Genomic DNA, 13783 nt, shown 5'->3' with positions numbered 1-13783 from the left:
GTCAGCGCAGACCGAACACCATGTCGTATTGAGCGAAGACCGCCTTGCGGGAGTAGGTGCTGTCGAAGTGCTGCCGTGCCGCAGCGGACAGGTCGGCGTTGTACGGAGTATCCGTTGCCTCGAGCATGAGTTGCGCGAAATCTGGCGCTGAATCACCCACCAGGACACCGTATTCGGCTCCCACCGTCACACCCTCGGCGCCGATTGACGTCGAGACCACCGGCATCCCCGCGCCGAGCGCCTCGATGATCTTCAGCTTGACGCCCGAGCCGAATCGAAGTGGACTGACCAGCGCAGCACTGCGGGAAAGGATGCTCGTCAGCTCCGGCACATAGCCCTCGAGGGTCACGCTGTCCGGATACTGTGCCGCCAACGCAGTCAGATTCGGGAAGGGGTCGCGGCCGATGACGGTCAACTTGGCGTCGGGCCGCTGCTTGAGAACGAGGGGCCATACCGCGGTGAGGAAGTGCCTGAGGCCGTCGTCGTTGTGCGTCAGGGAGAGTTGCCCCAGGAAGACGAAATCCGGAGCACCCCGGTAATTCCGCACCGGCGATGGGCGGTCGCTCAGCAGCGGTGGTATTCCATGGATGCGGGTGTCGTCGACGCCTGCGCGAGCGCGGAGCAGCGCCGCCTCCTGCTCGCTGATCAACAACGTGGTGTCGAAGCGGCGCGCGACCCTGTCCTCGCTTCGCCGCACGAGCCGCTGTTCCACGCGAAGCAACGCGCGCTGGCTGGGCTGCCACGAGGCTAAAGGGCGCAGCCCCCGGGGTACGTGAACTCCAAAATTGCCGATCGCTTGGAGCTCGACGTCGGGATACCGTGCGGCCGCTTGAAGCATCCCGCGGTACCGCTCTGAGAACAGGTCGTCGAGGTAGCAGACCGCACGGCCGCTCGTGTCGGGTACGTGTTGCGCCATCCGGACCGTGTCGTATATCTCGAGGTCAGGTTTGATGTCCCGCAGAGTGCGGTGGATGGCATCGCGAAGCCGCGGGGTGTTCAGGAGGGACTCCTGCATACTGGACCGCCCAGTCAGCGTCCGCGTCACCAGGGTGGCGATCGCCGCGCGGCCACGCGGCTTTCCCAGTCGGCGAAGCACCGCCGGAAAGTGATCGTCGCACTCACCGCCGACCATCATGTAGAACACGTTGTTCGCGCCGACCCGGTCGGTCAGATAATCCACGAAACCGGCGAGAACGACCTTCTTACCGGCATCAGTGGGATACGGATTCACTGGACTGATCAATGCGACAGACGCGGGCATGACGCTCCGATGCTCTCGAGTGATTCACTCAGATGATGACTCTGCCGAACCCCAGTAGACGCTCAGCGAACGATAGCCGAACAGTAACCGGGTACGACGACCTGAGCTCGCTATCGGCCTAAGATTCGCGCCGACCGAACCACTCACGTTGCCTGTCTCAACTACGTTGGAGAAACGTCTAAACCGTCAGCTGGCGGGTCCGCGGGGATGTTGACGATGGCTGCGAGCCCGCGGTGGTCGGATCCGGGCACCTCCACGGTGTACGCCGACGAGGCCGCGCAATTACGCAGCAGGACATGGTCGATGCCGACCACCGACGGCAGCCACGGTCTGCTCGGGTAGCTGCGGACCAGACCCGCACCGGCTTGTTCGGCCGCGTCGCGGTAGCCCTCGTCCAACAGCCGACGGAAGGGACTCATGTCGTAGGTCGCGTTGAGGTCGCCCGCCACGACGACCGCACCGGAGCCGGCGGTATCGGTTAACGCCCGCAGCGTCTCGGGAAATCGCGCGATGTCGTCGGAGAACCAGCGCAGCGGCTGAACCCACGGAGCGGCCAGATGCACGGCGAGCACGGTGACGTCGAGCCTGACGCCAGGCACGCGAATCCGGGTGCTGAGCATCGGCATCTGGTAGCCCTCGACGGCGGCCGAGGCCACGATCGGATGGCGGCTCCACACCCCGATCCCGTCGGCCGACGGGCGGGGGTCGATCGCCCGGTGGACGAAGGCCCTGTCGAGTCCGGCGGCCGACATGGCCTCGGCCACTTGCGGAGTCATCTCCTGTACGACGAGGACGTCGGCCGCAGAGGACGCCAACGCCACCACCGCGCGCGGCTCGGCGCCGCCCATCCCGAGGTTGGCGGTGAGCACCCGCAGGGCGACCGAAGGAACGCTGGTTTTCTCCGGCCCCAGATAGCGGGGTGCAAGTACGGCGAGCATCACCACGCACAGCGTCGCGGCCAGAATCGTCGCCGCCCATCGCCGCGCCACCGCGAACAGCGCCATCGACGCCAGCGCCGCGGCGGTCAGGTACGGCGACGCCGAGGCGAGCACCAGCACGATCGCGTTGTCGACCGGCAGATAGCGCGACACCAGACCGGCGACCGCCAAAGCGAATGCAAGCACGGCGAGGACCGTCGCCGGTACTCGAATCATGTTGTGTGAGTGTGGTTCTCGCTTGTCAGCCGAGGCGGCGCAGCCGCGGCTCGAGGTCGCGCTGGAACAGGTCGAGGAACCGGCGCTGATCGTGACCCGGGGCGTGGAACACCAGGTGGTTGAGTCCCCAGTCGACGTAGTCCTTCACCTTCTCGACGGCCTCGTCGGGATCCGACGCGACGATCCAGCGCTTGGCGACCTGCTCGATGGGCAACTCGTCGGCGGCCTTCTCCATCTCGATCGGATCGTCGATGGAGTGCTTCTGTTCGGCGGTCAGCGACAGCGGCGCCCAGAACCGGGTGTTCTCCAGCGCCAGCTCGGGATCGGTGTCGTAGGAGATCTTGATCTCGATCATCCGGTCGATGCTGTCGAGCTGTTTGCTGGCACCCGCTGCACCTTCTGAGACCGCGGGGATGAGCTTGTCCTTGTAGAGCTCCTCACCCTTGCCGCTGGTGCAGATGAACCCGTCACCCGCACGGCCGGCGTACTTGGCCACCACCGGCCCGCCCGCGGCGATGTACACCGGGATGCCGCCGTCTGGCACGTCGTAGATCGAGGCACCCTTGGTGTGGTAGTACTCGCCGTCGAAGTCGACCCGGTCGCCCAGCCACAACTCCCGCATCAGCTTGACCGACTCCCGCAGGCGGGCGAAGCGCTCCTTGAACTCGGGCCAGTCGCCCTCGTAGCCGGTGGCGATCTCGTTGAGCGCCTCGCCGGTGCCCACGCCGAGGAAGATCCGGTCGGGGTACAGACAGCCCATGGTGGCGAACGCCTGCGCGATCACCGCGGGGTTGTAGCGGAACGTCGGGGTGAGCACCGACGTCCCGAGGAGAAGGTTCGTCGTGCGCTCGCCGACCGCGGTCATCCACGCCAGCGAGAACGGCGCATGGCCACCCTCATGACGCCACGGCTGGAAATGGTCGCTGACCGTCGCACTGTCCATGCCGTGCTCTTCGGCCGCCACGGCCAGCTCGACCAGCTCCCGCGGCGCGAACTGCTCCGCCGACGCCTTGTAGCCCAGTTTCAGTCCAGGTTTGGTTTCAGCCACGATTCGTTTCTACTCCCTTGCTTACACTCGCGGCATGGCAGCAGCCCTGAGCGCCATCACCGGCACCGTCCATTTCGCGTTCACCGACCTCGTCAACTGGACACTGGTGACCGATGAAACGGGCGTCATGTTGATCGACACGGGATTCCCCGGCAGCCGCGATGACGTGTTCGCATCGCTGCGTGAGCTCGGTTTCGGGGTCGACGATCTGCGCGCAATCCTGTTGACGCACGCCCACATCGACCATTTCGGCTCGGCGATCTGGTTCGCGAAGACGTACGGCACCCCGGTCTACTGCCACGCCGCCGAAGTCGGCCATGCGAAACGCGAGTATCTCGAACAAGCCTCTCCGGCCGACATCGCCAAGCACGTCTGGCGTCCGCGCTATCTCACGTGGTCGGTCGCGATCACCCGCAAGGGCGCCATGGTGCGCGACGGCATACCCACCGCGCAGGTGCTGACCGAGGAGGTGGCGGCGGGTCTGCCCGGCAAGCCGATGGCGATTCCGACGCCGGGTCACACCGGTGGGCATTGTTCGTTCCTGGTCGACGGCGTTCTGGTGAGTGGCGACGCGCTGGTCACCGGGCACCCGCTGTCGACGCGCGCAGGGCCGCAGCTTCTGCCTGGGCTCTTCAACCACGACCAGGACGGTTGCGTGCGTAGCCTGTCGGCGCTCAGCCTGCTGGACACCGAGGTGCTGCTGCCCGGGCACGGCCCGGTATGGCGTGGGGCGATCCGCGACGCCGCCGAACGGGCCGCGCGTCAAATCGCGTCCTAGACCAGGTTCTGGTAGCCGAGCAGAAAGACTGCGGTCAAGCACAGCCCGGACGCGATGACGATGGTCGGCATCAGGATCATGGCGTCGAGTTCGTCGTCGTCGAGCACGTCGCTCTCGAACCGCCCGAACAGCACACGCGCCACCCCGGTCCGGCGGAAGGTGTGCACCATGACGCGGACGGCCTTCGTTTCGCGACGGCGCCCGATGAACACGCGCGAGGCCACTCCGAACAGGAACGTCAGCAGACCGCCCAGCACCAGCAGCCAGCCGATCATCGTTTGCGACAACGCCACCATCACCCCCGGCGCCGCGGAAGTCCGTTCCGGGCCGGCGCCGCAGCCCAGCCTATAGGCCGGTTGCAGACATGACCGGTCTGAGAGCGGGTGGCCGGCGCTCCCTCATCGCAGCGCCTTGGCGAACGCCACCGGGAACACATCGCCCTCGGCGGGCAGCGGGTCCAGCCTCTGGTACCCGGCGGAGGCATACAGCGCCTCCGCTTCGGGTTGGCGGTCACCGGTGGTCAGGTAGACCCGCCGATAGCCGCGCCTGACGATCCGGGCCTCGAGTTCGACGAGCAGCGCCTTCGCCAGGCCCTGTCGGCGGTGTCGGCTGTCGGTCCAGATCCGCTTCAGTTCGGCGGTGGTGTCGTCGAACCGGCAGAAGGCACCGCCGGTGACGGGCCGGTCGCCGAGCAGCCCGACCACCAGGTCACCGTCGGGTGGGGCGAACGCGTCGGCCGGATGCCCCCGCAGCCACCTGCTCACAGCGTTCTCAGGCGAGCCGTAGCGCTGCGAGTACTCGACCGCTAACTCCGCCAGCAACGGCTCAGCCAAGGGGTCGTCCTGGCGGACGGCGACGAACGTGGGCTGGGTCGACACGGGTTTCACCTAACTGTCCAACGCGAACCGGGCACGTCCATTCCAGTACCTCGCGACGGCTCGGTCCGATCCGAGAATGGCCACTTCCCCACCAAACTTGACACGTGTAAAGTTTGGCCGCATGGACAACATCAGGGGCAAGACCATCGCGATCACCGGTGCCGCCCGCGGGATCGGCTTTGCGACCGCCAAGGCGCTGCTGGCGCGCGGCGCCCGCGTGGTGATCGGCGACCGCGACGTGGCACTGCAGGAATCGGCCGTCGCCCAGTTGGGCAACCTGGGGCAGGCGTCAGGCTATCCGCTCGACGTCACCGACCGGGAGTCGTTCGCGTCGTTCCTCGACAAGGCCCGCACCGAGGGCGGCGGTCGCATCGACGTGTTGATCAACAACGCTGGCGTGATGCCGATCGGACCGTTCGTCGACGAGACCGAGCAGTCGATCCGTTCGACCCTCGAGGTCAACCTCTACGGCGTGATCACCGGCTGTCAGCTGGTGCTGCCGGACATGATCGCGCGGCGCAGCGGACACATCATCAACATCGCCTCGCTTTCGGGGCTGATCCCGGTGCCGGGCCAGGTCGTATATGTGGGCGCGAAGTTCGGTGTGGTCGGGTTGACGGCCGCGCTGGCCGACGAGGTCGCAGCGCACAACGTCGACGTGTCGGTGATCATGCCGCCGTTCACCAACACCGAGCTGATCTCGGGCACCAAGAGCGGCGGGGCGATCAAACCGGTCGAGCCCGAGGACATCGCCGCGGCGATCGTCAAAACCCTCGACAAGCCGAAAACCCATGTCTCCGTGCCGACTCCGCTGCGCTTCACCGCCCAGGCCGCGCAGATGCTCGGCCCGCGCGGGCGTCGTTGGCTCAACAACAAGCTGGGACTGGACCGGGTGTTCCTCGATTTCGACACGACCGCCCGCAAGAAGTACGAGGACCGGGCACGCACCGCGCAGGGCGTCGTCGAGGACTGACCGGCGCTAGACCGGGAAGGTCGGTGCGGGATCGCCCAACCGGTAGGCCTCGACGACGTCAAGCGACTCGAACAGCTCGTCGAAGTTGAACTGGTAGTCGTCGGCCGTGCCTACGAACACCACGTGCGCGACGTCGGCGGCGTCGTCAGCGGTCAGCACCACGGTCGTCACCGACACCAGATCTTCGTCAGCCACCTCGGCCTGCGACGGAGGGTAGAACCACAGCGCGGACTCCTCGTCGGAGAGCTCGTCGTCGAACACCCAGCCGCGCTCGGTGATTCGCTCGTCGAAGGCCTCGAGCACCGCCGCCGTCGCGGTCTGTTCGGTCAGCGCGTCCATAACCGTGTCGGGTATCCAACGCTCGTTGCGGGCCGCCTGCCGCTTGCGCCGGCGGGCCTTCTTCGCGTCGCTGCGCTTGGACACTCAGCTCAACGCCTGATCGAGATCGTTGAGCAGGTCGTCGGTTCCCTCCAGGCCCACCGAGATCCGCACGACACCGTCGCCCAACCCGATCGCGGCGCGGCCCTCCGGCCCCATCGCGCGGTGGGTGGTGGTCGCCGGGTGGGTGACCAACGACTTGGCATCGCCGAGGTTGTTCGAGATGTCGACGATGCGCAGCTTGTCGATCACCTTGAATGCGTGCTCCTTAGCGCCCCCCTTGACTTCGAACGTGACAACCGTTCCGCCGCCCGTCATCTGGCGCTTGGCCAGGTCGTACTGCGGGTGCGACTCGAGGAACGGATAGCGCACCCAGCTCACGGCGGGGTGATCCTCCAGGAACTCCGCAACTCGCTGCGCCGACGTGTTCTGGTAGTCCACCCGCACCGCGAGCGTCTCCAGTCCTTTGAGCAATGTCCACGCGTTGAACGGGCTCAGCGCAGGCCCGGTGTGGCGCATCAGCTTCTGCACCGGCTCGTCGATGTACTGCTTGCCGCCGAGGATCGCACCGCCGAGCACACGCCCCTGCCCATCGAGGTGCTTGGTCCCCGAGTAGACGACCACGTCGGCCCCCAGCGGGAAACCCTGCTGCAGGATCGGCGTCGCGAACACGTTGTCCAGCACCACCTTTGCACCCGCGGCGTGAGCGAGCTCAGAAACCGCGGCGATGTCCACCAGCGACTGCATCGGATTGGACGGGGTCTCGAAGAACACCGCCTGCGTGGGAACCGAGAGGGCCTGCTCCCACTGCGACAGGTCGTCCCCGTCGACGAACACCGTCTCCACACCCCAGCGCGGCAGAATCTCGTCGCACACGACGAAGCACGAGCCGAACAAGCTGCGCGCGGCCACCAGCCGGTCACCGGCGCCCAGCAACGCCCCGAGCGACGTGAACACCGCCGCCATGCCCGTCGCGGTTGCGAAGCACGCGGGCGCACCCTCGATCAGGCGGAGTCGCTCCTCAAACATCGAGATAGTCGGATTGCCGTAGCGCGAGTACACATATCGGTCGATCTCACCGGTGAACGCCTTCTCGGCGTCAGCAGACGAGGCATACACATAGCCCGAGGTGAGGAACAGCCCCTCGGCGGTCTCTTCGAATTCCGAGCGCAACAGCCCGCCGCGCACACCGATGGTCGCCTGGCTGACTCCCTCCGGCAGCTCGGCGGGTATGCGGACCGACGGGACGGTGTCGTCGGGCTCCGGCGTCATGACTGTTTCCAGGGAAGTCCGACTGCCTTCCACCCGGTACCGCCGCGATGCCCGTTCGCGTCGAGGTGGCCCTCGAAGCCATCGAGGATGTTGTACGACGGCCCGATCCCGGCCTCGGTGGCGGCCTCGGCCGCGCCGATCGACCGGTTGCCGGAGCGACATAGAAAGACCACCGGCCCCACGCCGGAACCGGCGTCGGTGATCTCACGCCGCAGATCGGAGACGAACGCGTCGTTGTGCGTGCCGTCGGCGCGGTTCCACTCGATGAACACGACGTCGCGCTGCAGCGACGACAGGTCGGGTACGCCGACGAAGCGCCACTCGGCGTCGGTGCGGCAATCCACCAGCACCGCGTTGGGGGTGCCGGTCAGCAGCTTCCAAGCCTCTTCGGGCGTGATGTCTCCGGCGTAACTCACGGTCGTTGAGTGTCCCACAGCTACCTGGGACCGGGGGAACAGACCTTCCAGGCGTCGCCGTCGCGGATGAACACCATCTCGACAACCTTCTTGTCGTCGGGCGCGTTGTTGAAATGGTAGGTCACCTTGGCCGTGGCGCGGTCACCGGCGACGGCGACCTCGGTGACGTCATCGACGAACCGCTCACCGCGCTGAGCGACGGAATCCCGTTGCGCGGCAAGCACTTGCGCTTCGGTATCGGCCTGCTCCGGGCAGGTGTAGCCGCGGTAGTCGGAGTAGTTCTGCCGTTGCAGTGCGTCGTTCTGCCCGACCGCGGCACGGGCCACCTGCTGGTCGGCGGGCTCCTGCTCGCCGCCGAACAGGTTCAGCAGCCCGATTACGATCACGACGAGCACAAAGATTGTGAGCCCGATCAGAAACGGCGCCGCGGTGGGCCGGTCGCGGGGTGTGGATTCGGATTCGGCCACCGCTACCAGAGCCTGCGCAGCGCGGCGGTGACGCGTCGGGCGCGGTCACGGGCGACAATCGGATCGGGCGCGGTCGCCATCGCCACCGCGAGTCGCCGCCTGTCCTCGGTCTCGTCGGGGCGGTTGAACAAGGCGACGTCGCTCTCGGCCACGGCCAGCGCCTCGGCGAGCACCGCATGCGGGTCCTGACCGCTCGCGGGTCGCGCCTCCGCGCCGGCGTAGACGATCTCCGCGGCGGCGGGCGAGATCATGATCGTGTCGACGGGCAGGCCCAGGATCGCGCGAGCGTGCAGGTCGAACTGCGAAAGCCGCTGCGAGCGCAGCGTGACCAGGCCACTGTCGTGCGGGCGCGGGCGCACGTTGTCGAAGTACACCTCGTCTCCGCGGACCAACAGTTCGACACCGAACACACCGCGCCCGCCCAGCGAGTTCACGATGCGCGCAGCGATCGATTTCGCGGCGTCCAGCGCGGCCGGCGCCAACCGCTGCGGCTGCCACGACTCGAGCGCGTCGCCGTCGGCCTGGCGGTGCCCGATGGGCTCACAGAAGTGCACCGCGGGTCCCGTCGGCCCGATTGTGCGGATTGTCAGCAGGGTGACCTCGAAATCGATCTCGACCACCGACTCGACCATCACGCGGTTGTGCGGGATCCGGCCGGCGGCGACCGCGCGCTGCCACGCGGGTTCGACGTCCTCGGCGCGCACCAGGACCGACTCGCCCTCACCCGCGGCCGAAGCGATCGGCTTGACCACCAACGGGAAACCGGCGTGCTGAACGACCGCACTGAGTTCCTGGGGCGATCCGGCGAACCAGAACGGTGCGGTGGGCAGGCCCAGCTCGTCTGCGGCCAACCGGCGCAGGCCCTCCCGATCCAGGGACAGCCGGGTGCTGCGCGGGGTCGGGAGCACCTCGGCGACACCGCGCTCGGCGACGGCGATCAGCGCGTCGGCGGCGATGACACCGCCCTCGGCCACCACATAGCGCGGATTCTCCTTCTCGATGAGCGCGGTCAGCTCCTCGGCGTCGTTCATCTTCGCGACGACCGGGCGATCGGCGACGCCGTGCGCCGGGGCGTCGGCGTAGCGGTCGACCGCGATCACCTCGGCGCCCAACCGCTGGAACGCCAGCGCCAGCTCCCGGCTCAGTTCGCCCGAGCCGAGCAGCATCACCGATGAGGCGCCGGGCGTGCCGGCGACCGGTTCGGGGTCGGTCACCGGATCGGCGGGCTCGACCGCTGTCTGCGGGGTATCAGTCATCGGGGCTCAAGCCTGCCAGACACCGTCGCGCACCGGCGACCGCCGTCGAACAGGCGTGCTCAATTCGGGATGGCGGACCGTTCCAGCTGACCGCGGAACTGCCGCATGGCGTCGATGAGTGCGGTGAACGTGCGGTGGGCGGCGGTCAGCTCGTCATCCGATAAATCCGCCAGCGCGGCGCGGGTTTGTTCACCGAGCGGGGTGAAAAACCCTCGAGCGACGTCCACTCCGTGATCTGCCACACGCAGGATGACCTTCCGGCGGTCCCTCGGATCGGACTCTCGACGGAAGTGCCCGGAGGCGATCATCCGCTCGACCAGGTAGGTGATCGCTGCGGCCGACATGCCCATCCGCTTGCGCAGCTCCCCCGCCGTCAGCGGCACACCCTCGGTCTCGGCGACCATCACATGCAGTAATGCCCGAAAGTCGTTGGCCGCGACATCATGTCGGCTTGCGAACAGCCTGCCGATCTCGTCGGATTCGGCGTTCATCGCGCGCATGTCGGCGGCGATCGTCGCCTCCAGCGCGCCGCGGTCCTCTGACACGCCGAAAGCATAGGCCGACCCGGCGGGAGTGGTTTGATTGTTAGTTAAGTTTTTGAAATATTCGTAGGCATGTCCCGGCGCCTCTCCTGGATACTCGCGGTACTCGCGGTGCTCGCTTCGGGTGCCCTGATGGGCCTCGTCGGCAGCGACGATTCGAGCTCGCAGTCACCGGTACCCGTACCCGACTCCGCCGAGTCCGCGCGCGTCGACGCGCTGCGCGCCCAGTTCCCCGGCGGCGACCGCGTGCCCACGATCGTCGTGATCACCCGCACCGACGGTGCCCCGCTGAGCCCGGCCGACGTCGATGCGGTCAAGCAGAAGTGGCCCGCGGCCCAGATTTCCGAGGATGGCGCGGCCGGCCTGGCCGTAGTGCCGATGGACGCCGAGCTGTCGGGGTTCGACCTCACCGACGCGGTCGAAAACGTGCGCGCGGAGGCCTCCGAGGGGTTGCCCGCCGACCTGCGCAGCGAAGTCACCGGCGGCCCGGCGTTCGGCGCCGACATCGCGAACTCGTTCTCCGGCGCCAATTTCACGCTGCTCGCGGTGACCGCCACGGTTGTCGCACTGCTGCTGATCATCACCTACCGCTCTCCCGTGCTGTGGCTGGTGCCGCTGGCGGTGATCGGATTCGCCGACCGGGTGGCCGCCGTGCTCGGCACCGCGGTGGCCCAGGCGGTCGGAATGAGCCCGGACGGTTCGACCTCGGGCATCACGAGCGTGCTCGTGTTCGGCGCGGGTACCAACTACGCGCTGCTGCTCATCTCCCGGTACCGGGAAGAGTTGGGCCGCACCGAGAACCATCACGACGCGCTGGACACTGCGGTGCGACGGGCCGGTCCGGCGATCATCGCCAGCAACGCGACGGTGGTGCTGGCGCTGCTCACGCTGGTGTTCGCGTCGTCTCCGAGCGTTCGCAGCCTGGGCGTTCAAGCAGCAGCGGGCCTCATCGTGGCCGCGGTGTTCGTGCTGCTCGTCCTGCCACCGCTGCTCGGTCTGTTCGGCAAGCGGTTGTTCTGGCCGTTCATCCCCAAGATCGGCGACCGGGTGCTCACCGACAGCGGTATCTGGCACCGCATCGCCGAGGCGGTGGCCCGCAGGCCCGGTGCCGTCGCGACAATCTCGATCGGGGGTCTGGCGGTGCTGTGCATCGGGTTGGTCGGCACCCCGATCGGGTTGTCGCAGACCGAACAGTTCCGGGTGCAGGCCGAGTCGGTCTATGGATACGAGCGGTTGGCCGACCACTTCCCGAGCGGTCTGACCGATCCCACCCGTGTCATCGCGTCCACCGAGCGCGCCGCTGACGTGCAGCGCGTGATCACCGAGACACCCGGCGTGGTGTCGGCCAACCCCGCGGGCCGGACTCCCGACGGTCTGACGCAGTGGTCGGTCGTCATCGACGCCGACCCCGCCTCGGACGAGGCCTTCGAAACCGTTGATGCGGTGCGCGATTCGGTGCGGACCGCCGATCCGGAGGCGTTGGTCGGCGGTTCGGACGCCACCGCCCGCGACGCCAGCGCCGCCGCGTCCCGCGACCGGGCGGTCGTGGTACCGGCCATCCTCGTCGTGGTGCTCGCGGTGCTGTACGTGTTGCTGCGCGCCGCGCTGGCACCGCTGATCCTGGTGGCGGTCACGGTGTTGAGCGCGTTGGCCGCGCTGGGGCTCGGCGGCTGGGCCAGCGTGCACGTGTTCGGCTTCCCCGCGCTCGACAACACCACACCGCTGTTCGCATTCCTGTTCCTGGTGGCGCTCGGGGTGGACTACACGATCTTCCTGGTCACCCGCGCGCGAGAGGAGACTCCCGAGCACGGCACGCGCGGCGGGATCGTGCGCGCCGTCTCCGCGACCGGGGCGGTGATCACCAGCGCGGGCATCGTGTTGGCCGCGGTGTTCTGCGTGCTCGGCGTGCTGCCGTTGATCGTGCTCACGCAGATCGGCATCATCGTCGGCCTTGGCATCCTGCTCGACACCTTCATCGTGCGCACCGTGATCATCCCTGCCCTGTTCACGCTGATCGGACCGCGCATCTGGTGGCCCGCGCTCAAGGGGCAGGACGCCGAAAGGGACGTTTCGGTCGATTCACGCGAGTGAAAGCGACCAAAGCGTCGGTCTCGGCGACGCCGCGTTTCGCGGGTAGCGTCGGGTCATGACGCAAGCACCGGAGCTGCCGCCTCTGCATATGCGTCGCGACGCCTTCGATCCGACCCCTGCGCTGGCCGAGATCCGCGACACCGCCGGTGTCCGCACGGTGGTCAACGCCTTCGGTATGACGGTGTACCTGGTCACCCGGCACGACGACGTCAAGATGGTGCTGTCCGACCACGAAAGGTTCTCCAACGGCCGCCCTCCGGGATTCGTCGTCCCCGGCGCTCCGGCGCTGTCGGACGAAGAGCTCGCCAGCGCCCGGGCCGGCAACCTGCTCGGTCTGGACCCGCCCGAGCATCAGCGGCTGCGCCGCATGCTCACCCCGGAGTTCACGATCCGGCGGATCAAACGGCTCGAGCCTCGCATCGTCGAGATCGTCCAAACGCACCTGGACCTGATGGAAACCGCCGGAGCCCCGGCCGATCTCGTCGAACACTTCGCGCTACCGATCCCCTCGCTGGTCATCTGCGAACTGCTCGGGGTTCCCTACGAGGACCGGGACGACTTCCAGCACCGCAGCGCGCGCCAGCTCGACTTGTCGCTGCCGTTCACCGAGCGCCTCGAGTTGCAGCGGGCCGGGCGGGCCTACATGCGGTCGCTGGTCGAACGCGCACGGCGACAGCCCGGGGACGACATCCTCGGCATGTTGGTTCGCGAACACGGCGACGAGCTCACCGACGACGAACTGGTCGGCATCGCCGGGCTGCTGCTGCTCGCCGGCCACGAGACCACCTCCAACATGCTCGGTCTTGGCACGCTGGCCCTGTTGCGCCATCCCGAACAACTCGCCGTCGTCCGCGACGATCCCGACGCCGTCGGGCCCGCGGTCGAGGAGCTGCTGCGCTGGTTGTCCATCGTGCACACCGCGATACCGCGCATCACCACCACCGACGTCGAGATCGCGGATGTCGCGATCCCGGCCGGGCAGTTGGTGTTCGCGTCGCTACCGTCGGGCAACCGCGATCCCGACTTCATCGACGCCCCGGATGTGCTCGACATCGGCCGCGGCGCCGCCGGACATCTCGCCTTCGGTCACGGGGTGCACCACTGCCTCGGGGCGCCGCTGGCCCGCATGGAGATGCGGATCGCGTTTCCTGCTCTGCTGCAACGTTTTCCGGCACTGCGGCTGGCCGAGGATTTCGCCGATGTGCAGTTCCGGTCGTTCCACTTCATCTACGGTCTCAAATCGCTGTCAGTGGATTGGAGGTGACGGAT

At 67.6% G+C, this 13783-nt stretch carries 15 protein-coding genes; 4 read left to right on the top strand and 11 right to left on the bottom strand.

Translation table 11 applies throughout. From position 1 onward, the window contains the following. Position 1: 1 nt before the first annotated feature. The 3 genes from CEX88_RS20685 to fgd all read right to left on the bottom strand — a co-directional run bounded on the left by CEX88_RS20685 (position 2) and on the right by fgd (position 3442). Positions 2-1261, bottom strand: coding sequence for a glycosyltransferase (locus CEX88_RS20685; protein ID WP_066846175.1), 1260 nt, complete (start codon positions 1259-1261; stop codon positions 2-4). A 161-nt stretch (positions 1262-1422) separates the two neighbouring features. After that, a complete protein-coding gene (locus CEX88_RS20680) occupies positions 1423-2415 on the bottom strand; it encodes an endonuclease/exonuclease/phosphatase family protein (RefSeq protein ID WP_094294904.1) in 993 nt (330 codons plus the stop codon). Positions 2416-2440: 25 nt separating this feature from the next. After that, the gene (gene fgd, locus CEX88_RS20675) at positions 2441-3442 is read right to left on the bottom strand and encodes a glucose-6-phosphate dehydrogenase (coenzyme-F420) (RefSeq protein ID WP_202931590.1); all 1002 of its coding nucleotides are present in this window, start codon (positions 3440-3442) and stop codon (positions 2441-2443) included. Between the two features lie 55 nt (positions 3443-3497). Between fgd and CEX88_RS20670 the strand changes: the two genes are divergently transcribed. Then, a complete protein-coding gene (locus tag CEX88_RS20670; protein WP_094294902.1) occupies positions 3498-4241 on the top strand; it encodes an MBL fold metallo-hydrolase in 744 nt (247 codons plus the stop codon). On the opposite strand, the gene CEX88_RS20665 is transcribed toward CEX88_RS20670, so the two are convergent. Both CEX88_RS20665 and CEX88_RS20660 read right to left on the bottom strand, forming a co-directional pair. Further along, positions 4238-4534: a hypothetical protein gene (locus CEX88_RS20665; protein WP_231987810.1), complete on the bottom strand. Its 297-nt coding sequence runs from the start codon at positions 4532-4534 to the stop codon at positions 4238-4240. The two genes, CEX88_RS20670 and CEX88_RS20665, sit on opposite strands and share 4 nt — an antisense overlap. A gap of 105 nt (positions 4535-4639) precedes the next feature. After that, entirely contained in the window at positions 4640-5119 is a 480-nt protein-coding gene (locus CEX88_RS20660; protein WP_202931587.1) for a GNAT family N-acetyltransferase, read from the bottom strand. Between the two features lie 121 nt (positions 5120-5240). Between CEX88_RS20660 and CEX88_RS20655 the strand changes: the two genes are divergently transcribed. Further along, positions 5241-6092 carry an SDR family oxidoreductase gene (locus tag CEX88_RS20655; RefSeq protein WP_066846164.1) on the top strand — a complete coding sequence of 284 codons (852 nt, stop codon included), beginning with the start codon at positions 5241-5243 and terminating at the stop codon, positions 6090-6092. A 6-nt stretch (positions 6093-6098) separates the two neighbouring features. Here CEX88_RS20655 and CEX88_RS20650 read toward each other — a convergent pair whose 3' ends face one another. The 6 genes from CEX88_RS20650 to CEX88_RS20625 are packed head-to-tail and all read right to left on the bottom strand — an operon-like array spanning position 6099 to position 10381. After that, on the bottom strand, positions 6099-6515 hold the full coding sequence (locus tag CEX88_RS20650; protein ID WP_066846162.1) for a hypothetical protein: 417 nt from the start codon (positions 6513-6515) through the stop codon (positions 6099-6101). Further along, the gene (locus CEX88_RS20645) at positions 6516-7742 is read right to left on the bottom strand and encodes an O-succinylhomoserine sulfhydrylase (RefSeq protein WP_066846159.1); all 1227 of its coding nucleotides are present in this window, start codon (positions 7740-7742) and stop codon (positions 6516-6518) included. Continuing rightward, the gene (locus CEX88_RS20640) at positions 7739-8158 is read right to left on the bottom strand and encodes a rhodanese-like domain-containing protein (protein WP_066846156.1); all 420 of its coding nucleotides are present in this window, start codon (positions 8156-8158) and stop codon (positions 7739-7741) included. The genes CEX88_RS20645 and CEX88_RS20640 overlap by 4 nt, the downstream gene beginning before the upstream one ends. 20 nt (positions 8159-8178) lie before the next feature. Further along, a complete protein-coding gene (locus CEX88_RS20635) occupies positions 8179-8625 on the bottom strand; it encodes an Rv0361 family membrane protein (RefSeq protein WP_094294900.1) in 447 nt (148 codons plus the stop codon). 2 nt (positions 8626-8627) lie between these two features. Then, the gene (gene purT, locus CEX88_RS20630) at positions 8628-9881 is read right to left on the bottom strand and encodes a formate-dependent phosphoribosylglycinamide formyltransferase (protein WP_066846149.1); all 1254 of its coding nucleotides are present in this window, start codon (positions 9879-9881) and stop codon (positions 8628-8630) included. Positions 9882-9940: 59 nt separating this feature from the next. Beyond that, a complete protein-coding gene (locus CEX88_RS20625) occupies positions 9941-10381 on the bottom strand; it encodes a MarR family winged helix-turn-helix transcriptional regulator (protein WP_094294931.1) in 441 nt (146 codons plus the stop codon). Between the two features lie 114 nt (positions 10382-10495). Here CEX88_RS20625 and CEX88_RS20620 point away from each other — a divergent pair, with 114 nt between their 5' ends. Both CEX88_RS20620 and CEX88_RS20615 read left to right on the top strand, forming a co-directional pair. Continuing rightward, positions 10496-12514 (top strand): MMPL family transporter, encoded by a 2019-nt coding sequence (locus CEX88_RS20620; protein ID WP_094294899.1) that lies wholly within the window; start codon positions 10496-10498, stop codon positions 12512-12514. A gap of 55 nt (positions 12515-12569) precedes the next feature. Then, on the top strand, positions 12570-13778 hold the full coding sequence (locus CEX88_RS20615; RefSeq protein WP_094294898.1) for a cytochrome P450: 1209 nt from the start codon (positions 12570-12572) through the stop codon (positions 13776-13778). Positions 13779-13783 lie beyond the last annotated feature (5 nt).

This window comes from Mycobacterium neumannii, assembly GCF_002245615.1.
In the GTDB taxonomy this organism is placed as follows: Bacteria; Actinomycetota; Actinomycetes; order Mycobacteriales; family Mycobacteriaceae; genus Mycobacterium; species Mycobacterium neumannii_A.
The sequence above is the reverse complement of the archived record's forward strand: the minus strand, read 5'-3'. Positions and strand labels throughout refer to the sequence as shown.

What these genes read in the sequence shown, in the direction of transcription:
- CEX88_RS20685 (WP_066846175.1), bottom strand. Translation starts at nt 1,261, where the DNA reads ATGCCCGCGTCTGTCGCATTGATCAGTCCAGTGAATCCGTATCCCACT.
- CEX88_RS20680 (WP_094294904.1), bottom strand. Translation starts at nt 2,415, where the DNA reads ATGATTCGAGTACCGGCGACGGTCCTCGCCGTGCTTGCATTCGCTTTG.
- CEX88_RS20670 (WP_094294902.1), top strand. Translation starts at nt 3,498, where the DNA reads ATGGCAGCAGCCCTGAGCGCCATCACCGGCACCGTCCATTTCGCGTTC.
- CEX88_RS20655 (WP_066846164.1), top strand. Translation starts at nt 5,241, where the DNA reads ATGGACAACATCAGGGGCAAGACCATCGCGATCACCGGTGCCGCCCGC.
- CEX88_RS20645 (WP_066846159.1), bottom strand. Translation starts at nt 7,742, where the DNA reads ATGACGCCGGAGCCCGACGACACCGTCCCGTCGGTCCGCATACCCGCC.
- purT (WP_066846149.1), bottom strand. Translation starts at nt 9,881, where the DNA reads ATGACTGATACCCCGCAGACAGCGGTCGAGCCCGCCGATCCGGTGACC.
- CEX88_RS20625 (WP_094294931.1), bottom strand. Translation starts at nt 10,381, where the DNA reads ATGCGCGCGATGAACGCCGAATCCGACGAGATCGGCAGGCTGTTCGCA.
- CEX88_RS20620 (WP_094294899.1), top strand. Translation starts at nt 10,496, where the DNA reads ATGTCCCGGCGCCTCTCCTGGATACTCGCGGTACTCGCGGTGCTCGCT.
- CEX88_RS20615 (WP_094294898.1), top strand. Translation starts at nt 12,570, where the DNA reads ATGACGCAAGCACCGGAGCTGCCGCCTCTGCATATGCGTCGCGACGCC.